This is a genomic window from Brevibacillus schisleri (assembly GCF_055685845.1).
Genome location: NZ_JBVNDM010000001.1, coordinates 2,199,602 through 2,218,297, shown reverse-complemented (window position 1 = coordinate 2,218,297; position 18,696 = coordinate 2,199,602). Strand labels below are relative to the sequence as shown.

The 18,696-nt window shown below is 48.3% G+C and carries 19 protein-coding genes and 1 other annotated feature; of the genes, 6 read left to right on the top strand and 13 right to left on the bottom strand.

Annotation, left to right across the window (positions count from 1 at the left end; genetic code table 11):
* Positions 1 to 32: 32 nt before the first annotated feature.
* On the bottom strand, positions 33 to 2,435 hold the full coding sequence (locus ACUUHJ_RS11020; RefSeq protein ID WP_472301168.1) for a DNA internalization-related competence protein ComEC/Rec2: 2,403 nt from the start codon (positions 2,433 to 2,435) through the stop codon (positions 33 to 35).
* 204 nt (positions 2,436 to 2,639) lie between these two features.
* On the opposite strand from ACUUHJ_RS11020, the gene asnB reads away from it, so the two are divergent.
* The 3 genes from asnB to comER all read left to right on the top strand — a co-directional run bounded on the left by asnB (position 2,640) and on the right by comER (position 6,292).
* The gene (gene asnB, locus ACUUHJ_RS11015) at positions 2,640 to 4,568 is read left to right on the top strand and encodes an asparagine synthase (glutamine-hydrolyzing) (RefSeq protein ID WP_012685709.1); all 1,929 of its coding nucleotides are present in this window, start codon (positions 2,640 to 2,642) and stop codon (positions 4,566 to 4,568) included.
* A gap of 119 nt (positions 4,569 to 4,687) precedes the next feature.
* Positions 4,688 to 5,392 (top strand): helix-hairpin-helix domain-containing protein, encoded by a 705-nt coding sequence (locus ACUUHJ_RS11010; RefSeq protein WP_289677286.1) that lies wholly within the window; start codon positions 4,688 to 4,690, stop codon positions 5,390 to 5,392.
* Positions 5,393 to 5,458: 66 nt separating this feature from the next.
* Positions 5,459 to 6,292: a late competence protein ComER gene (gene comER / locus ACUUHJ_RS11005; protein ID WP_472298896.1), complete on the top strand. Its 834-nt coding sequence runs from the start codon at positions 5,459 to 5,461 to the stop codon at positions 6,290 to 6,292.
* Positions 6,293 to 6,386: 94 nt separating this feature from the next.
* Here the strand turns inward: comER and leuS are convergent, their stop codons facing one another.
* From leuS to ACUUHJ_RS10960, 9 genes are all read right to left on the bottom strand, one after another.
* The gene (gene leuS, locus ACUUHJ_RS11000) at positions 6,387 to 8,804 is read right to left on the bottom strand and encodes a leucine--tRNA ligase (RefSeq protein WP_472298895.1); all 2,418 of its coding nucleotides are present in this window, start codon (positions 8,802 to 8,804) and stop codon (positions 6,387 to 6,389) included.
* A gap of 67 nt (positions 8,805 to 8,871) precedes the next feature.
* Positions 8,872 to 9,116, bottom strand: a binding site (T-box leader).
* A gap of 39 nt (positions 9,117 to 9,155) precedes the next feature.
* Positions 9,156 to 9,905, bottom strand: coding sequence for a class I SAM-dependent DNA methyltransferase (locus ACUUHJ_RS10995; RefSeq protein ID WP_472298894.1), 750 nt, complete (start codon positions 9,903 to 9,905; stop codon positions 9,156 to 9,158).
* Positions 9,906 to 9,911: 6 nt separating this feature from the next.
* On the bottom strand, positions 9,912 to 10,268 hold the full coding sequence (gene rsfS / locus ACUUHJ_RS10990; protein ID WP_047072622.1) for a ribosome silencing factor: 357 nt from the start codon (positions 10,266 to 10,268) through the stop codon (positions 9,912 to 9,914).
* Positions 10,268 to 10,858 carry a bis(5'-nucleosyl)-tetraphosphatase (symmetrical) YqeK gene (gene yqeK / locus ACUUHJ_RS10985; RefSeq protein ID WP_472298893.1) on the bottom strand — a complete coding sequence of 197 codons (591 nt, stop codon included), beginning with the start codon at positions 10,856 to 10,858 and terminating at the stop codon, positions 10,268 to 10,270. The genes rsfS and yqeK overlap by 1 nt, the downstream gene beginning before the upstream one ends.
* Positions 10,842 to 11,435: a nicotinate-nucleotide adenylyltransferase gene (locus ACUUHJ_RS10980; protein ID WP_472298892.1), complete on the bottom strand. Its 594-nt coding sequence runs from the start codon at positions 11,433 to 11,435 to the stop codon at positions 10,842 to 10,844. The genes yqeK and ACUUHJ_RS10980 overlap by 17 nt, the downstream gene beginning before the upstream one ends.
* Before the next feature lie 14 nt (positions 11,436 to 11,449).
* Positions 11,450 to 11,740: a ribosome assembly RNA-binding protein YhbY gene (gene yhbY / locus ACUUHJ_RS10975; protein WP_007727776.1), complete on the bottom strand. Its 291-nt coding sequence runs from the start codon at positions 11,738 to 11,740 to the stop codon at positions 11,450 to 11,452.
* A 29-nt stretch (positions 11,741 to 11,769) separates the two neighbouring features.
* On the bottom strand, positions 11,770 to 12,621 hold the full coding sequence (locus ACUUHJ_RS10970) for a shikimate dehydrogenase (protein ID WP_472298891.1): 852 nt from the start codon (positions 12,619 to 12,621) through the stop codon (positions 11,770 to 11,772).
* Between the two features lie 75 nt (positions 12,622 to 12,696).
* Positions 12,697 to 13,818 (bottom strand): ribosome biogenesis GTPase YqeH, encoded by a 1,122-nt coding sequence (gene yqeH, locus ACUUHJ_RS10965; RefSeq protein WP_289677279.1) that lies wholly within the window; start codon positions 13,816 to 13,818, stop codon positions 12,697 to 12,699.
* Complete coding sequence (locus ACUUHJ_RS10960) at positions 13,815 to 14,339, bottom strand: YqeG family HAD IIIA-type phosphatase (protein ID WP_012685700.1); 525 nt, start codon at positions 14,337 to 14,339, stop codon at positions 13,815 to 13,817. Before ACUUHJ_RS10960 ends, yqeH begins: the two co-directional genes overlap by 4 nt.
* A gap of 199 nt (positions 14,340 to 14,538) precedes the next feature.
* On the opposite strand from ACUUHJ_RS10960, the gene ACUUHJ_RS10955 reads away from it, so the two are divergent.
* From ACUUHJ_RS10955 to ACUUHJ_RS10945, 3 genes are all read left to right on the top strand, one after another.
* Complete coding sequence (locus ACUUHJ_RS10955; RefSeq protein WP_016742576.1) at positions 14,539 to 15,102, top strand: TetR/AcrR family transcriptional regulator; 564 nt, start codon at positions 14,539 to 14,541, stop codon at positions 15,100 to 15,102.
* 106 nt (positions 15,103 to 15,208) lie between these two features.
* The gene (locus ACUUHJ_RS10950; protein WP_472298890.1) at positions 15,209 to 16,426 is read left to right on the top strand and encodes an MFS transporter; all 1,218 of its coding nucleotides are present in this window, start codon (positions 15,209 to 15,211) and stop codon (positions 16,424 to 16,426) included.
* Entirely contained in the window at positions 16,423 to 16,869 is a 447-nt protein-coding gene (locus ACUUHJ_RS10945) for a GNAT family N-acetyltransferase (RefSeq protein ID WP_472298889.1), read from the top strand. Before ACUUHJ_RS10950 ends, ACUUHJ_RS10945 begins: the two co-directional genes overlap by 4 nt.
* A gap of 54 nt (positions 16,870 to 16,923) precedes the next feature.
* Here ACUUHJ_RS10945 and ACUUHJ_RS10940 read toward each other — a convergent pair whose 3' ends face one another.
* From ACUUHJ_RS10940 to ACUUHJ_RS10930, 3 genes are all read right to left on the bottom strand, one after another.
* Positions 16,924 to 17,109: a hypothetical protein gene (locus ACUUHJ_RS10940; protein WP_007727789.1), complete on the bottom strand. Its 186-nt coding sequence runs from the start codon at positions 17,107 to 17,109 to the stop codon at positions 16,924 to 16,926.
* Between the two features lie 13 nt (positions 17,110 to 17,122).
* On the bottom strand, positions 17,123 to 18,175 hold the full coding sequence (locus ACUUHJ_RS10935) for a DNA polymerase IV (RefSeq protein ID WP_472298888.1): 1,053 nt from the start codon (positions 18,173 to 18,175) through the stop codon (positions 17,123 to 17,125).
* A gap of 73 nt (positions 18,176 to 18,248) precedes the next feature.
* Positions 18,249 to 18,689, bottom strand: coding sequence for a peroxiredoxin (locus tag ACUUHJ_RS10930; RefSeq protein WP_289677275.1), 441 nt, complete (start codon positions 18,687 to 18,689; stop codon positions 18,249 to 18,251).
* Between the last annotated feature and the right edge of the window lie 7 nt (positions 18,690 to 18,696).

Here is an 18,696-nt window from a genome sequence, read left to right as displayed (position 1 = left end):
ACGGTTCGCTCATTGAAAAAGTTGCAAACAGATTATGTATCCAATATTTGGGCCTGCCAATATAATCCCGTAGGTGTAATAACCAGCGTAATCGCTCCATGAGCATCAGTCCTGTACACGGCAGAACCCGATTTTTTTAGGCGATGCAGCACTTCGGGCGAAGGATGCCCGTACCGATTTTTCACCCCGGCAGAGATTACAGCAGCTTTTGGTGCTGTGACTGCAAGGAGCTCTTCGGTAGTCGAGGTATTGCTTCCATGATGGGCTACTTTCAAAACATCCACAGAAGTCAAACCGTTTTGAACAAGCTGACTTTCCCCGTCCTTTTCAATGTCACCCGTAAACAATACAGTCTTGTTGAAAGCAGTCAGCTGGAGTGTTACGGATGCATCATTTCCTGAAAAAGTCGATTCACCCGGGTGCAGCCACTTCCACTCGATTCCTGGTGCATCTGACCATGATTGCCCCGGAAGCCCGGTTAGTATCGGAACTCCTTCTTGTTGGAAAAGTTGGACAATCTCACCCTCCAATTCCGAAGGTGCTGTTCCATTCACCAATACCTCTCCAAAAGAAAAATGAGGAACAAGCGATTTGAATCCCCCAATGTGATCCAGATCGCCATGCGTCATGATGACACGATCGATTTTCTCGATTCCTCTGGCCATCAGAAACGGCAGAACGACGTCTTTCCCCACCTCAAATGGGTCACGTTTTTCCATCCATGGTTCAGCAGCTGGGAACCGCATTGTCCCACCCGCATCCATTAAGTATACCTTCTGATCACCAATTTCGACAACGATGGAATCCCCTTGTCCGACATCAAGGAAGGTAATTCGCACTTCTTCGACTCCTGAAAACGGCTGTCTGGCCGCTACAATGAACGAAAGAAATATAACGAAAGTAAGCATTATATCACGCTTTCGATGATAGCCCAACCTCCATGAAATGGGCAGAACACCCAAAAAAAAGGTATACAAAGCAAGCCACCACCACGAAGGATGCGGCCAATAGGTAAAGGGCAGCCTTATTTTTTCAAGAGCAAACAGCGGGAGATGAATCCATTTCAGCATTGCCGTCGATAACCAAACAGGAATCACTGCCAAAAACGGGTGGACGAAATCGAGGACAACGGCAATATACCCGAGTGGTAGCGCTATGGCCGAGAGAATCGGTGTCACTATTAAATTGACCAGCCAAGACACAGGTGAAAACAAATGAAAATGGTAGATGAGAAACGGAAAAGAAACAAGCTGGGCTGACAATGTAACCGCCAGCAGTGTACGAATCCAGACAGGTACCCGAACAAACACATGCAAGCTATATGGCACAAAAATGATCAGACCAAGTGTTACCGCAAAAGAAAGCTGAAAACCGACATGCCACAGCTGATACGGATTCACCAGCAGCATTAGGATAAGTGCCCCAGCCCAGACGTCTTTACCATCCAACTTCTTTCCAAATACTTGGCAGAGAAGCCCCACACTTCCCATCAGTCCAGATCGGATCGCGGACGCGCTGGCTCCCACCAGAAGCACATACCCGATCAAGAACAAAATCGTTACAGCAAATGCTAGTCTGCGTCTGATTCCAATCCGCTCCAAACACCACATAAACATAGAGCTGACCAATGTCACATGTAAACCGGAAATCGCGAGGATATGACTTAATCCCAAATTCGAATACATCGCCGCTAGCTCGGGGTTCACCTCTTGTCCAAGACCAAGCAGGAGCGACTTCATATAACCCGCTGTTTCTGGATCTGAAAATAATGATTCAATTCGCCTTGCACCCGAGTCCTGCCATTCTTGGAAGCTCGCCCAAACAGAAAAAGCAGGTGTCATCTCAACCGCTTGATAGCTTGTTTCCCCTGTGACATGGACACCTTGCCAATACAAATAGCTGGCGTAGTCGAAGGCATGAGGATTGCGCGCAGGAGCTGGTAAGGATAGTCGGACCGGAGCCACGATAACACTCCCACGTCTCCACTGCTCGATTTGTTTTGCTTCCTGGAAAGAGGCAAGCTTAACACGAAGCGCGATTTTTTCGAGAGACCAATGCTCGTTCTGCTCACGCTCGTTTTCACCCCAGGATGTTATCGTGACAAAAAATCGTGCTGCATCGCCGTCCCGTCTCACAGGAGAATCAATGACTCCTTCTATCCAGATGGTCTGCTCCCTTTCTGCTAATGGTTTCACTTCAGAGCTGTGGAGATTCTCGTACCCATAAAAAAAGAGACCTGCTAGAATAGAAATCAGTGAGTACCACGCAACGCATTTGCGGTATAGTAACGGGATACATGCAACAAGTGCCCATAGTAAGCCTGCAGCCAGCAGCAGCCAAGCAGGATGCAAATAGGCGGACAGAATAAGACCGATCATCATCGCTAGGCTTGCTATCCATACTGACACTGTAATCCCCCCGTCCTGTTCTTTCATGAACTGTTTTGTCGAACGATTCATGGTCTCCTAAGGGAGTATATCTAACCGAATGGGGACAAAAATAGAAAAGAAGAAAGGCTAATTCCCTTGTAAAATCAGCATTTTCGAGGTCAATCACTGGCATTCATAAGAGATTGCGTTGATTGTCGATACATGATAGAGTAAGCAGGAGCAATCCAGTGAGAGGAAGAGTCATTTCTTATGTGCGGAATCGTATCACTCTATAACAAGCGGCAAAAGCCTGTTCAACAAGAAGCGATTAGTGCAATGACGGGTGTCATCCTGCACCGTGGTCCAGATGACGATGGTTTTCACCTTGAAGACAACATCGCCCTGGGCTTTCGTCGTTTAAGCATCATTGACGTGGAAGGCGGACATCAACCGCTGTTTAACGAAACACGTGACATCTGGATTATTGGTAACGGCGAAATCTACAATTACAAAGAGTTACAGCAATGGTTAAAGGACATCGGTCACGTTTTCCATACCGATTCTGATATTGAGACCATCCTCCACCTTTATGAAGAGGTAGGAACAGATGCACCTAAGCATTTACGCGGGATGTTTGGCTTTACGATCTACGACTCCCGTAAAAAACGTCTGTTTGGGGCGCGCGACCATTTTGGAATCAAGCCTCTCTACTATGTCGAGACGAATGATTCGATTGGGGTTGCCAGTGAGATCAAAAGCTTGCTGGAGCTGCCAGGCTTCAAGCGTGAAGTGAATCCAACCGCTTTTTATCACTATTTGACGTTCCAATATGTACCTGATCCTGAAACGATGTTTGCTGGCATTTACCGTATACCACCTGCACACTCGTTCGTGGTTGAAAACGACCAGATCAAGCTGGAAAGGTACTGGGATGTAGAATTCAAGCCTGATGAAAGCAAGCCGTTCTCTTATTTTGTTGAGGGTACGCGCAGTGTCATGCTTGAATCTGTCGACAAACACCGGATTAGTGAAGTTTCTCGTGGAGCCTTCTTGTCTAGTGGTGTTGACTCTAGCAGTATCGTTGGGATGTTGCGTACGTTCGAGCCAGTCAAATCTTTTTCCGTCGGCTCGGATATTCCTGGTTATAGCGAGCTCGATTATGCGAAGCGAACCGCAGCATACTTGGGATCGGAGCATTTCGAGCGCGTGATAAACGCCAAGCAGTACATGGATGAATTGCCAAGACTGATCTGGCATCAGGACGAACCGGTAGCAGACCCATCTGCCATCTTGCTCTATTTCGTAGCACAGATGGCGAGTGAACACGTAACCGTTGTATTGTCCGGTGAAGGTGCAGATGAATTTTTTGGCGGATACAATATTTACAGAGAGCCTCATTCTCTTAAAATGTTTTCCGGAATGCCCGGCTGGATGCGCCAATCCATCGGATACATGGCAGAACGCCTCCCTGATCAGGTAAAAGGGAAAAACTTCCTCATCCGTGGGTCGAAAACGGTTGAGCAGCGCTTCTTCGGAAACGCGCTGATTTTCAGCGAAGAAATGAAAAAGCGCGTCGTCATGGAGGATATTACCCGTTCGGAATCGTATGTATCTCCTTTCACCATTACAGAAGAGATTTACAAACGCGCTTCCGAATATGATGATGTGACCAAGATGCAATATTTGGACATTCACACTTGGCTCAGAGGCAACATTTTGATGAAGGCCGACAAGATGACGATGGCCAATTCTTTGGAGTTGCGAGTGCCTTTCATTGATCTGAAGGTATTTGAATTCGCCGCTACCATTCCAACCAAGTACAAAATTGCCAACGGCACGACCAAGCACGTGCTTCGTGAAGCGATGAAAGACTTCTTACCACCTGAGATCCAATCGAGAAAGAAGCTGGGCTTCCCTGTTCCGACTCGTCATTGGCTCAAAAACGAATTTTACAAATGGGCAAAAGAGATCATTTTTGAATCCAAGGTGGATAATTTGATCAATAAGGCCTATGTGCTCTACATGCTCGATGAACACCGTGAAGGCAATGCGGATTACAGCCGCAAAATCTGGACGATCCTAGTCTTCATGCTGTGGCATCAAATCTTCATTGAGCAAAAGCACAATTTTGAGCCTTATGTCAGCCCGAATGTAGACCTTCGCCGCAAGAAAAATTCTTCGCTGCAGCATATCGGCTAACAACGAAAACAGACTAAATAGATTTGCAGACCCTCTCTTACTTTTCGTAGCATCGTTCATAGAGAACATGTTCTCTCTATGAACGCATCGCTACCTGAAGGACGGGAGGGTTTTTTGTTATGGTGTTGGAATGGTGGGAGCGTTATCGCCGTATCCTCTTGCTGACTGCGGCTGTTCTGTTTGTCGGTTGTAGCTATTGGCTCTATCAACGCGACCAATCGCCTAAGACTGCCGAACTACCGTTGCATACTCCAGCTTATGCAGCATCAGATGTTGAAACAAAAGAACGAACAGATGATTCAGTTGCTGCTCAACCTGCCAAGCGTATAAAAGCAACGCCGGAAAAAGATAAGGATAAAGAACCACTCCCCGCTCCTCTCTATGTCGATGTGAAAGGACAAGTGAGAAACCCCGGTTTATACCAATTTGAACCAGGTACGCGTGTCGCAACTGCCATCGAAAAAGCAGGAGGAGCACTGCCTGATGCTGATCTGGTGCAGATCAATTTGGCAGCGCCGCTCGCAGATGGAGCTGCTCTTGTCATCCCGACTAAAGGGGCAACCACGCCAGTCTCCGCATCCATTGGCCTTGTACAATCTGCTGCAAGCGTATCCACCACAGGTGCCTCTACAGTCATAAACCTCAACACGGCAACTGCCGAAGAGCTCATGAGTCTTCCCGGAATTGGAGAAGCTCGTGCAAAGGCAATCGTGGATTACCGGTCAAAACAAGGGCCATTTCGCTCGGCAGATGACCTGAAACAGATTGAGGGAATTGGCGAGAAGATGTTTGCACGGATAAAGGATCGACTGGTAGTACAATGAGATCCGGTCATGATCATAGGTGCTCCTACATAGAATGGGAAGAGAATATCGGAGGGAGGTATGCCCATGAATAGAATTGGGTTCATTGGTACGGGCAGCATGGGCAGTATCTTGATTGAATCATTACTGTCAGCCAAGGCGCTGACCCCTGGTCATGTCATTATCAGCAACAGAACCCCTGCGAAGGCGCAAAAACTGGCAGAAAAACATCCTGGGCTCATTGTTGCGCACATCAATGCCGATTTGGTCAAAGAAGCTACAACGATCGTGCTGTGCGTCAAGCCACTGGAATATAGCGTGATGCTCGAACAAATCGCTCCTGCCTTAACGCCAGACCACCTATTGATTACGATCACCAGTCCGATCAAGCTTGCGGATTTGGAGTCTCAAGTTCCTTGTGCCGTTGCCAGAGTCGTTCCTTCTATAACAAATGCCGTCATGAGTGGTGTCAGCTTATGTGAATTCGGGTCACGAATCAAAGAGGAACAGCGTCAATTCATACGAAGTCTGTTTGCGCACATTAGCTCCCCTATTGAGATTTCGGAGCCTTTCTTACGAATTACTTCTGACATTGTCAGTTGTGGGCCAGCGTTTATCAGCTATATTTTGCAGCAAATGATTCAAGAAGCCGTTGAAGAAACGGGTATTTCCGCAGAAGCTGCTACCTACATGACTACGCAAATGCTAATTGGGATCGCAGATCTTTTACGGGAAGAAGCGTTCACCCTCCCTACTCTCCAAAAAAGGGTCTGCGTGCCCGGAGGAATTACTGGGGAAGGACTGATTCCTTTGCAAGACGGTATTCCTGGTCTTTTCGCCCAAGTATTTCGCCGCACACAAGCGAAGTTTGCCGAGGATCAGGAACTGGTTGCACGAAATTTGAACAATCAGCCGCATTAGCGTATGACGACGTAAACGTGGATTGACGAAAAAAGGAGTGGATACCTGTCACTCTCAGGTTCCACTCCTCTTCTTATTTCTTGTCGCCCTTTTCTTAACGAACGACGATATTCACCAGTTTGCCTGGAACAGCGATGACTTTGACGATCGTTTTTCCTTCGATCAGTTCGTTAATCATCTCGTTGTTTTTCGCCATCTCTTCCATCTGTTCTTTCGTCGAATCAGAAGCGATGAGCAGCTTTTCTTTGTTTTTGCCGTTAATTTGCAGGACGATTTCTACCTCGTCTTCAACCAGCTTCGCCTCGTCGTACGTAGGCCATGCTGCGTATGCCACGCTCTCGCTGTGACCGAGTTTTTCCCACAGCTCTTCACCCAAGTGCGGAGCGATTGGAGACAGCATTTTTACAAAGTCCTCCATGAATTTCTTCGGCAAAACTTCTGCTTTGTACGCTTCGTTTACGAATACCATCAACTGAGAGATACCTGTATTGAAACGCAGGCCCTCGTAGTCTTCTGTTACTTTTTTCACAGTTTGGTGGTACACGCGCTCCATGCCAGCTACGTTGGAGGTTTCCACGATTTTTTCGTTCAGCTCACCGTTGTCACCCACAAACAGGCGATATACGCGATCCAGGAAGCGGCGTGCGCCATCCAAGCCTTTTGTCGACCAAGCGATCGATGCATCCAGTGGCCCCATGAACATTTCGTACAGTCGCAGTGTATCGGCACCATGGCTGTCGATGATATCGTCTGGGTTTACGACGTTGCCTTTGGACTTACTCATTTTCTCGTTGTTTTCACCCAGGATCATCCCTTGGTTAAACAGCTTTTGGAATGGTTCCTTGGTTGGTACGACACCGATATCGTACAGGAACTTGTGCCAGAAACGAGAGTAGAGCAAGTGCAGTACCGCATGCTCTGCACCACCAATGTAAATGTCGATTGGCAGCCATTCTTTCAGTTTGTCTGGATCAGCCAATGCCTTGTCATTGTGCGGATCGATGAAGCGCAGGAAGTACCAGCAGCTACCGGCCCATTGCGGCATCGTGTTTGTCTCACGGCGTGCTTTCATGCCTGTTTCCGGATCGACAGTGTTGACCCACTCCGCGATGTTTGCCAATGGCGATTCACCTGTACCGGATGGTTTGATTTCTTTTGTTTTTGGCAACATGATTGGCAGTTCGGATTCTGGAACGATTTTCATCGTGCCATCTTCCAGGTGGAGAATCGGAATTGGTTCACCCCAGTAGCGTTGACGGCTGAACAGCCAGTCGCGCAGACGGTACGTTACTTTGCGATTTCCTTTTCCTTCTGCTTCCAGCCACTCAATCATTTTGCTGATCGCCTGTTCTTTGTTCAAACCATCGAGCATGCCGGAGTTAATGTGCTCTCCGTCGCCTGCATACGCTTCTTTGGAGATATCTCCACCAGCGATGACTTGTTTGATTGGCAGATCGAATGTTTTCGCGAACTCATAGTCACGTTCATCGTGCGCTGGAACCGCCATGATGGAGCCCGTTCCGTAGCTGATCAGCACGTAATCTGCAATCCAGATTGGCAGACGCTCGCCGTTAACCGGATTGATCGCATACGCTCCGGTAAATACTCCCGTCTTTTCTTTTGCCAGATCAGTACGCTCCAGATCGCTCTTGCGCTTCGCTTGATCCAGGTACGCTTCTACTGCTTCTTTTTGAGCTGGTACGGTAATTTGTTCAACCAGCTTGTGCTCAGGAGCCAATACCGCATACGTCGCTCCGTAAAGAGTGTCTGGACGAGTCGTAAAGACGGTAAAGGATTCATCATGACCTTCGATACCAAAGGTTACTTCTGCCCCTTCAGAACGGCCGATCCAGTTGCGTTGCATTTCCTTGATGCTCTCTGGCCAATCCAGTTCATCCAGGTCAGCGAGCAGTCTTTCCGCATACGCAGTAATTTTCAAGACCCATTGCTTCATTGGGCGGCGTTCTACTGGGTGTCCGCCACGCTCACTTTTTCCATCAATCACTTCTTCGTTCGCCAAAACCGTTCCCAAAGCAGGGCACCAGTTTACAGCTACCTCGTCAATATAAGCCAAACCGTGCTCATACAGCTTCGTAAAAATCCATTGTGTCCACTTGTAGTATTGCGGATCAGTTGTGTTAATTTCACGATCCCAGTCGTAGGAAAATCCGAGCGACTTAATTTGGCGGCGGAAGGTGTTGATATTGTGCTCGGTGAATTCCGCCGGATCGTTTCCTGTATCGAGCGCGTATTGCTCCGCTGGCAAGCCAAACGCATCCCAGCCCATTGGATGGAGAACATTATATCCTTGCATCCGCTTCATGCGGGACAAAATATCAGTAGCCGTATAGCCTTCCGGATGTCCTACGTGCAAACCAGCTCCAGATGGATACGGGAACATGTCTAGTGCGTAAAACTTTTTCTTGCCTTCATCCTCGGAGGTTTTGAAGGTCTTGTTCTGCTCCCAATATTGCTGCCACTTCTTTTCGACATTGCGATGACTGAATACCATGGTAAAGCACTCCCATCTTAAAATAGGTAAAAATTAAAGAAAACCTCACATCCCAGATCGCTCTTGCGAAAGGGACGAGAGGTTGTTTACATTCCCGCGGTACCACCCAGATTGGCAAATGCCAAGCATTCACCCACTTGTTTCATCCGTATCGGGGATAAGCCGCTCACCCTTACGCAGTCATGACTTGGATGACCTTGGGGGCAAGTGCTGGGAGGTGAGTTCAGATAGATCCGGGTTGACTTGCACCATCCGTCAACTCTCTGTGAATGCTCGAATCCGATTCCTACTATTCCTCTTAAACGCGTCGAAATCTGTAGTTATAACGCCATTATAGTCAATCCGAACCAATCATGTCAAACTTTTCGGCTTGCGGGCTGAGAAAAATAGGCGTTCACTCGCTTCTTGTGGCGGCAAATCCGAGTAATCAGCGGTGATGATGATATCTGTGAAGCCAGCATCTGTCAGCCAGCGCATCAGTTGGACAGGCTGGTAAGCCCTTTGCCAATGCTCCTCTTCCATCCGCTCGTACAATCCGTTTGGCTGACGAATGAAAAACGTTAACTGATGCTCTACCTCTAGTCGCAGTGGGTCGCAAAAACATTGCCAAATGTACGAAACTTCATCTTCTACATGTGTGAACGTCTCATCTCCGAAAATGTGCAGCATCTTGTACGGACTGTGCACATCAAACAGAAAGCTCCCACCAGGCGCGAGATGGGCGAAAACGCGCTTGAACGTTTCCTGCACATCCGCTTCCTCTGTAAGATAGCTCAATGAATCACACAAGGAGATGACCGCATCCGCTTCCGGCAAGGACAGCTCCCGCATATCCTGCTGCACCCACGCTACTTCTACTTGCTCCTGCCTCATTTTGTCATAGGCGATTGCAAGCATTTCTGTTGAGAGATCCACTCCCGTAACACGGTATCCCCGCTTGGCGAGTGGGATCGCAATCGTGCCAGTCCCACAGCCAAGATCAATGACTCGCACAGGCTTCTCTCCCTTTTTCCAATGACGCTCGACCCAATCGAGCCACTGGTCATAAGGAGTATCCGCCATCAGCCTGTCATATACAGCGGCCATATGTGCGTATGCCATCTGTCCTTACCCTTGCGCGCTGAAGGAAACTTCCTCTGCGTCCTTCCACAGGCGCTCCAGGTTGTAAAACTCGCGATCTTCGCGATGGAAAACGTGAATGACGATATCTCCCAGATCAACCAGTACCCAGCGCCCTTCATCCGCTCCCTCGATACCGCGGACGTCAAAGCCGTTTTTGTGGGCTTGGTCACGGATTTCGCGAACAATTGCCTGTACTTGACGCTCGTTGTTTCCGTGGCAAATCATGAAATAGTCTGCGATCACAGACAGCTTTTTAATATCGAGCACCTTCAAGTTCTCTGCTTTTTTGTCCTCTGCTGCCTTCACAACCAACTGGGCCAAATCTTCTACTGTTTTAACCATCAAAACCCTCCTTCTCTCCCTTTGCGGGAAACCAAATCGTTATAGGCCGTCAATGTCAACGGGAAAACTGTCTTTTGCTTCTCTATCAAAAATTGAATGGTCCCTCCCAAGGCAAGTGCCAGGGCGGCATCCAAATCATGCATGGCTTTGGCGCGAATAAAATCGACACCGGGGTAAACCCGGTTTGGTTCTATATAGTCTGCCACACAGACGACTTTTTCTAACAGGGACATGCCAGCCCGCCCCGTCGTATGGTAGCGAACAGCTTGTAAAATATCTGCATCCGTTACACCCAGGTCAGTCTGGATCACAATCGCTGCTGCAAAGGCGTGCCACAGCTCTTTTTCCCCTTCCAAAAGCTCTGTAGGCATATCGTGGCGAACGAGAATCTCAAACATTTTTTCCACAGCCCAGCACTTACAGTAATCGTGCAACAGACCAGCAAGCTCGGCTTTGTCAGGATCAGCCCCGAATCTCTCTGCCAGCTCGCGAGCCGACGCAGCTACCCCTAGCGTGTGATTGTAGCGTTTTTCATGCATTTGTTGCCGTACGCGAACGAGAAGCTCTTCCCGATTATCCAAAATTCTCATAGATTCGGTTCTCCTTTATATAGCGCTCCACGGCATCAGGCACAAGATAACGGATGCTTTTCCTGGCAGCTGCCTTCTCGCGAATCATCGTGGAGGAAATGTCCCAAACAGGCATCTCCACAAATGTGACGTCCTCGCTCGATTTTAGGTCCAGTTCGGTTCCTGGTCTCGCTAGACCTATAAAGCGTACCATATGAATCAGCTCTTGGTACTGGTACCATTTGGGCAAGATTTTTACCATATCTCCCCCCATGATAAAGGAAAACCGGCAATCCGGGAACTGCCTAATGAGCTGAGTCATCGTATCATAGGTGTACGATGGCCCTTTTCTTTCGAACTCTACATCTGTAACACGAAACACCTCGTGATCAGACACGGCCAGCTGAACCATTTGCAAGCGGTGATGCGCCAGCGTCAGACTCTCTCTTTCTTTGTGTGGTGGAACGTGTGTAGGCATAAACCAGATTTCATCCAGACCCGCTTGCTCTCTGGCTTGTTCGGCCGCCAGCAAGTGCCCACAATGAATCGGGTCAAACGTTCCTCCCATGATCCCTACTTGCTTGATTGGCTGTCTCATTGCATGCAGGTCACTTATGGAAGCTTGATCGTCTTGTTCTCCCGAGACTCTTTGTACAAGACAACTGTATGGCCAATCAACTGCACAAGCTCTGCTCCAGCACCTGCAGCGAGATCTTCAGCCACTTGATGTTTATCGTCATTATTGTTTTGCAAAATCGCTACCTTGATCAATTCACGTACTTCCAACGCTTCTTTGATCTGCGTGATCATGTTTTCGTTTACGCCGCCTTTTCCAACTTGGAAAATAGGGGTGAGATGATGTGCTTCTGCGCGCAAAAAGCGCTTTTGCTTGCCGGTCAACATCGGCAATGCCTCCTTTTATATCCTGCCAATCAGGTTGTTTTCTTTAATTGTTGCAAGACGACCTCACGCATAACCCCAGTTGGTGCACGTTCGCCCGTCCACAGCTCGAATGCCAGTGCACCTTGATTCACGAACATGCCGATTCCGGAATGAACAGCGGCTCCGATGGCACGCGCTTCTTTGAGCAGACGTGTTTCGAGCGGGTTATAAATCAGATCGCTAACGGTTAAACCGGAATGAAGCCACTCTGCTGGCACAGGTGTCTCCTGCACGTTTGGCAGCATTCCGATTGATGTCGTATTGATCAACAGCGAAGAGTCCGCGATAGCTGCTTCCCCTTCGCCCTGTTCTACGATTTTCGTAGGTACAATCGTTCCCACATGCTCAGCCAATACCGCGGCTCTTTCCCGGGAACGATTGATGATGCGAATTTCCTTGACTCCTTTTTCAGCCAAGGTAAACGCCACAGCACGCGCAGCGCCTCCAGCCCCTACCATGGTTACCACTTGCTTTTCAAGAACGATTCCCGTCTCTTCCACAAGCGAACGAACATAGCCCATACCATCTGTGTTATAGCCGATCAAGCGTCCATCACGAGAAACGACGGTATTAACGGCACCGATTCGTTTGGCAAGCGGATCGATTTCATCCAGCATCGGCATGATAGCGACCTTGTGGGGAATCGTGACGTTAATCCCTTTCAGGCCTAACGCGCGAATACCCGCGACTGCATCTTCCAGATTTTCCGGTTCCACATCGAACGCAGCATAGGCAAATCCCAACCCGGTCTCTAAAAAAGCTGTATTGTGCATCATCGGTGATTGTGAGTGGGAAACTGGATGCCCAAACAGACCAACCAGTTGTGTTTTGCTTGTAATCATGGAGCTTTTCCTCCCCGGACGTCTCTCTATAGCATATGGCAAGGGGCAAGGCTAACTCGACTTTTCTTGTTTAAGCTAGATCAGCCCTTTGCGCATCCCAACACTTACGCCTTTAGGTGCATGCACGACAACACTCGCTTCGTGTTTTCCTTGGATGCTGACCCAGCCCAAACCGGAAATTACGATGTCAGTGGTCGTGGTGGACTTGTTGATTTTAAAGGTGTGCTTCACAAATGGTGGAAGTGCTTTCGCAGCTTCCTCCCCTGTTGGCGGTACCAGCAAGGTTCCATGGTGCTTTTGCATCACTTCGTCTGCTTTCTCCAGCTTCGTCCGGTGGATGTACAGATCGTTGTCGACATAGACGATGAACGGCTGTCTCTCTCCGCGTACGAAGTCGATACGGGCTAAACCACCCAAAAAGAGCGATTGTCCATCATCGAGCTGATACACCTTGGAATTGATCCGGCTGGTCGGGGTAATCTTTCTCAGATCAGTCGGGGATACCATATGTCCGATCTGGTCGCGATTAATGATTCCCGGCGTATCAAAAATGGAGCGGCCATCCTCGAGCGGGATCTCGATTTTGTCCAGTGTCGTACCAGGGAATGGCGAAGTGGTAATCTCCAGCTCAGCCGCGCCGTAGTCATGCAAGATACGGTTGATCATCGTCGACTTTCCTACGTTGGTCACACCGACAATATAAACATCACGGCCTTTGCGCAGCTCTCCAATGCGATTCAACAGTTCATCGATATGAAGCCCTTTCTGCGCGCTAATCAGAACGACATCCTCCGGGCGCAGTCCGCGTTCTTTTGCTTCGTGCTGCATCCAGTTGCGTACACGGTTCAGGTTGATGTTTCTCGGCAGCAGATCAACCTTGTTACCCACGAGCAAAATCGGATTCTTCCCGACAAAACGTGGCAAACCCTTGAGCCAGGAGCCTTGGAAATCAAAGATATCGACTACCATTACGACAAGAGACTCCGTAGAACCGATGCCATCCAAAATCTTGAGGAAGTCGTCATCGCCCATTCCTACGGGAGCTACTTCATTATAATGCTTGATGCGATAACAGCGCTGGCAAATGATTACCTTTCTGCCAAGCGCGGATTCAGGTGCATAGCCAGGCTTTTTTGCATCTGCTGTCTGAATGGCAATCCCACATCCAGCACAAGAGCCATGCGATTGTTCCGTCATGCTTTTCTCCTCCACGAAACCATTCCTTTCCTCTCCATCCAAATAAGGGCCACACGCTCCATCTGACGATTAAAGCGCGTCCAAAAACCATCCGTCTGGGCTACAGGAACAACCAGGATCGTATGAAATCCTAATCGATTTCCTCCCAGCACATCGGTAAACAATTGATCGCCAATGACAACAGTCTCAGCGATGGTTACATTCATCTGCCGCACTGCCTGCAAAAAGGCACGGTTTGTCGGCTTTTTGGCCGCATAAATAAACCCGAGATTTAATGGGGCACAGAAGCGGTCTACACGCTCCTTGTTGTTGTTGGAGACAACAGTGACCTGTATGCCTGCCTCATGCATGCGAGCAAGCCAGTTGATGACCTCCTCGGTAGCATGTGGCCTGTCCCATTCCACCAAGGTATTATCCAAGTCTGTAATCACCGCACGGATGTTATTTCGTTTCAATTGATCTATGTCAATGTGATGGATTGATTCGACGAACTGACTAGGCATCAGCTTCTCTAAAAACACGGGGCACCTCCAAATGATGTGAAGCAATCAACCGCGATTTCGGCACTTACTATACCATAATCGACCACTTGGTTGCAAAACAAAAAGCATGATCACCACTTGCATTGCACTCTCATCCTGTGTAAAATGGCGTTACCAAGAAAACTATTTTTGTTTTTATGGTTTTCTATTCCGTTGTTTTGGCTGGGGGTCGATTGCAATGAAAAACCGGATCATGAAAGGTTTCATTGAAGAGATTCGCGATAAAGGCATGAAATTCTCCATGGATGATTTGGCGAAGCGGCTCGGGATCAGCAAACGCACGTTATACGAGCACTTCTCATCCAAAGTGGAAATTCTGGAAACAATCATACAGCAGTCCTTTGAAGAGGGCGATGAAAAAACACAGCAAATTCTCGCAGACGACAGTCTCTCTCTTATCGATAAAATCAAAGGCGTCATGATGGTTTTACCGACACACTATGAATTTTATGATTTGCGCATCCTCGAACAGATGAAGCGATATTATCCTGAGCAATATGCCCAAGTTGAGGCTTCTCTATCCGAGGATTGGCAGACGCTTCGCCTCCTACTCGAGCAAGCGATTCGAGAAGGACTCATCGTTAATATGGACGTCACGCTCATGCTGAAGGTCATTGTCGATGCGCTGAATTCTACACTCGACCAGCGCTTTTACATGAAAAACCAGATTACAGTCTCAGAAGCGCTATCCGCTATTGTAGATGTCCTCTTATTTGGATTGGTACCAGCCGATAAAAGGTAACAAATGACTCGTGGTCATCCCACTAACATTGGAAGACCACGATATCGTTTTTTGTAAGAAAACCAATAAAACAAAAATAGTTTTTATAGTTGAGAGGTGTTCCATCATGTCCATTTTTACACAAATGACCAAACAACAACGAATCGGACTTTTGTTTGTCATCCTGATCCTTTTCATCGATATGTTACTCTATAGCTTATTGATTCCGATTGTTCCTTATTTTACGGAAAAGCTGCAGCCATCATCAACAATGATGGGCGTGCTGTTTAGCAGCTATGCGATTGCAATGCTCATTGCCACTCCTATTTTCGGGCCGATATCCGATCGGATCGGCAGACGAACTATGCTTTTGATCGGTTTGCTCGGTCTTGCTGCTTCTACGTTATTGTTTGCTTTTTCTGAAACAATGGCCTTGTTGATTACCGCGCGTTTTGTTCAAGGTATTGCTGCTGCGGCTACATGGCCAACTGCCCTTGCCCTCTTGGCGGATTTGTTCCCATCCAAAATGCGGGGAACTGTAATGGGAATTGCATTGACGGCCATTTCGACCGGTACATTGCTCGGAGCGCCGATTGGCGGATGGCTGTTTGAAATCAGTGACCATCGCATGCCTTTCCTGGCAGCAGCAGCCTTTACTGTGATCAACATTGTGCTGGTCTACTTGTTCTTGAAGGAAGACGCGACGAAAACTGTCAGTGAAAAGCTTCATGTTGGTGGATTTATCCGCAATCCGCAAGTCATCTTTATCGCTGGAATCGTCCTGTTGGCTGAGATCTCCCTTTGCTTGCTGGAGCCGACGTTACCCGTATTTTTTACAGAGAAACTCAACATGACGCCGACAACGATTGGTCTTTTGTTTGGGGTCATGACACTCGCGTACGGACTGATCGCCCCAGTTGCCGGCTCGCTTTCTGGCCGCATGAATCCGTATAAACTCATGTTTGGCGGAATCATGACGTTGGCTGTGTTTCTGCCATTTTTGGCGTGGGCGGACTCCCTCTGGCAGGCAATGCTCGCAATGGCCCTGATTGGAGCCAGCATTGGTTTCACCTTATCGCCTACCTTGGCTACACTGGGGGCCATCATTGACCAAGGAGGAAGCGGTGCATACGGCACAGCGTACTCTCTTTTTAATATGTTTCACGGGATCGGAATGGTTGCAGGCCCACTGGCAGGGGGAATTTTGACGGATTTACTTCCTGTATCGTCTGCCCTCCTGATCGTTGCAGCATCCATCCTTGGCTTCGGCATTTTCCTTTTTGTGCAATTAAAAGCAAGCAAATCCACCAGCCTCAGTATCAAGGAAAGCGAGATGAAATTTTGAGCTTGTCGATTCGTGAAATTACGAAAGAAAATTGGCGCCAAATTGCCAGCTTGACTGTAACGGAACGTCAACACTCCTTCATTGAAAGCAACTCTTTTTCCATCGCCCAATCAGGGTTTGAACCGGAATGGATATCATGCGGTTTGTATGACAAGGACATCGCTGTCGGTTATGCCATGCACGGGATCGAAGTAGAGAATGGCCGAATTTGGCTGGATCGCTTTATGATTGATGGCCGCCATCAGGGGAAGGGTTACGCCAAAAAGTTTCTGCGCATGCTCGTTGAGGAAATGGGCAGACGCTACAGCTGTACGCGCATTTACTTGAGTATTCATCCTGAAAACGAGTTCGCTCGTAAGCTGTATGAGTCGTTAGGCTTTACCTCCAATGGCGAAATGGATGGCCCGGAGGAAGTGATGGTCCTCGACTTGACAATGGAATAGAAAGGCACCTCCTCTGTCGATACGGACGAAGGGGGTGCCTCTTTTTTGTCGTTATCATTGACTTTTCCGTGCTTCCATCAGTCGCTTGACCTTCTCAGTCGGAGTCCAGCATTGGAATCGATAGTCCGGACGCGTCTCATAGGTCAGACGAGAACATCGATAGCTGACTCCACCCGTACCTTTCTCCACGCGAAAATGAATACAGGTCGCACAGCAATGAAAGGCATTCTCTGTCTCCACCGTTCTCCCTCCCTTACCTCCCCAGCTTCCACGAAAACATCGAGAGCTGTTCGTACCGCTCCCCTTGCTGCTCGGCAAAATTAGAAAAGCCTACGCCAACTAATCGAACGCCCGCTGTATAGTCAAAAGCGTCGAGTAAATCGTCCAACAGCTCCTGCCAATTAGCCCCCGACACAGCCTTGTGCTGCTTGGTCCGCTGGGTAAAGTCCGCGTACTTGATTTTTAGCGTAATCGTCTGGGGCTCGACCCCTTCTTCACGGATGTCCTCTTCGACCTCACGCAAAAGGGAGGTGGCAATCGGCGCAATCGCTTCCCTATCAAACAAATCAAAGGGCAGAGTCGTTTCGCGGCTCGTTGATTTCGGCGCGCGGTCCATCTCAATTTCGCGATTGTCTTCTCCCCTCGCCCGGTAATAGAGGGAACGACCGAACTTCCCAAATAATGTAGTGGCCTCATCGAGTGAAAGCCGCCAAAAATCCTCTACCGTCTCAATCCCCTTTTTCGCGAGCAGCTCTTGTGACTTTTTGCCGACTCCATGCAAGGTGCCAATTGGCAACGGCCGCAGCACATCCAAAGCCTGCTCTGGTCGGATGATGACAAAGGCATCCGGCTTTTTCAAATCACTGGCAATCTTAGCCAACGACATATTGTAGGAAAGTCCGATGCTACAAGTAAGTCCGGTCTCTCGTTTGATTCGCCTCTTGATATCGCGGGCGATGGGTACCGCATTCTTATAATGGGACACGTCCAAATAAGCCTCGTCTAGACCCACTGTTTGATAACGTTCTGTATAAGAAGTAAATATCTGTCTGACTTCAGCCGATTTTTCGATATAACGGCTATAGCGGACAGGCAAATAATAGCCTTGCGGACATTTCTTCCTTGCCATGGCGACAGGCATTGCGGAGCGAACACCGTATTTGCGTGCCTCGTAGCTACAGGTCGATACGACACCTCGATTGCCAGTTCCCCCGACAATGACCGGCTTCCCCCGAAGTTCAGGGCGATCTAACTGCTCTACACTCGCGAAAAATGCGTCAATATCCAAGTGAAGAATTTTTTTCATAGGGATACCCACCAAACATACATTCTCATTTCTATTATCCCTGTTTTGTTCCATTGACGCAAGCGAGAACGTCCTAGGCTTGGCTTTCGATTACCTGTAGCAGCTCTGATACTGGAGGATTTCCTTTTTTGGCGTAGATGATCGTCCCGTTTTTGCCTATGATATACACAATGCGTTGCTGGAAAAACAATCCAAGAACCTTGCCGACAGCATATGCTTTTCGAATGGATTCGTCTTCATCTACGATCAACGGAAATTCATAACGGAACTTATTAGCAAACGAGCGCTTTTTGTCCATGCCACCGGAATTGACACCAAAAACGACAGTATTTGCTTGTTCGATTTTGGTATAGTGATCCTGAACCGCACATAGCTGCTTCGTGCAAATCGGGGTATCATCTCCCGGATAGAAAATGAGGACAATATTTTCTTTGCCGATGTGATTCCTAAGATCAATGGTTCCTTTTGTGCTCGTCGCCGTAAAAACGGGAGCTGAGTCTCCGACCTTTAACATTTCTCTC

Coding starts and splice junctions, on each gene's coding strand:
- ACUUHJ_RS11020 (WP_472301168.1), bottom strand. CDS start 2,435: ATGAAAGAACAGGACGGGGGGATTACAGTGTCAGTATGGATAGCAAGC.
- ACUUHJ_RS10930 (WP_289677275.1), bottom strand. CDS start 18,689: ATGTTAAAGGTCGGAGACTCAGCTCCCGTTTTTACGGCGACGAGCACA.
- comER (WP_472298896.1), top strand. CDS start 5,459: ATGAATAGAATTGGGTTCATTGGTACGGGCAGCATGGGCAGTATCTTG.
- yqeK (WP_472298893.1), bottom strand. CDS start 10,858: ATGAGAATTTTGGATAATCGGGAAGAGCTTCTCGTTCGCGTACGGCAA.
- ACUUHJ_RS10980 (WP_472298892.1), bottom strand. CDS start 11,435: ATGAGACAGCCAATCAAGCAAGTAGGGATCATGGGAGGAACGTTTGAC.
- ACUUHJ_RS10955 (WP_016742576.1), top strand. CDS start 14,539: ATGAAAAACCGGATCATGAAAGGTTTCATTGAAGAGATTCGCGATAAA.
- ACUUHJ_RS10950 (WP_472298890.1), top strand. CDS start 15,209: ATGTCCATTTTTACACAAATGACCAAACAACAACGAATCGGACTTTTG.
- ACUUHJ_RS10995 (WP_472298894.1), bottom strand. CDS start 9,905: ATGGCATACGCACATATGGCCGCTGTATATGACAGGCTGATGGCGGAT.
- asnB (WP_012685709.1), top strand. CDS start 2,640: ATGTGCGGAATCGTATCACTCTATAACAAGCGGCAAAAGCCTGTTCAA.
- yhbY (WP_007727776.1), bottom strand. CDS start 11,740: ATGTTGACCGGCAAGCAAAAGCGCTTTTTGCGCGCAGAAGCACATCAT.
- ACUUHJ_RS10935 (WP_472298888.1), bottom strand. CDS start 18,175: ATGAAAAAAATTCTTCACTTGGATATTGACGCATTTTTCGCGAGTGTA.
- rsfS (WP_047072622.1), bottom strand. CDS start 10,268: ATGGTTAAAACAGTAGAAGATTTGGCCCAGTTGGTTGTGAAGGCAGCA.
- leuS (WP_472298895.1), bottom strand. CDS start 8,804: ATGGTATTCAGTCATCGCAATGTCGAAAAGAAGTGGCAGCAATATTGG.
- ACUUHJ_RS10970 (WP_472298891.1), bottom strand. CDS start 12,621: ATGATTACAAGCAAAACACAACTGGTTGGTCTGTTTGGGCATCCAGTT.
- ACUUHJ_RS11010 (WP_289677286.1), top strand. CDS start 4,688: ATGGTGTTGGAATGGTGGGAGCGTTATCGCCGTATCCTCTTGCTGACT.
- yqeH (WP_289677279.1), bottom strand. CDS start 13,818: ATGACGGAACAATCGCATGGCTCTTGTGCTGGATGTGGGATTGCCATT.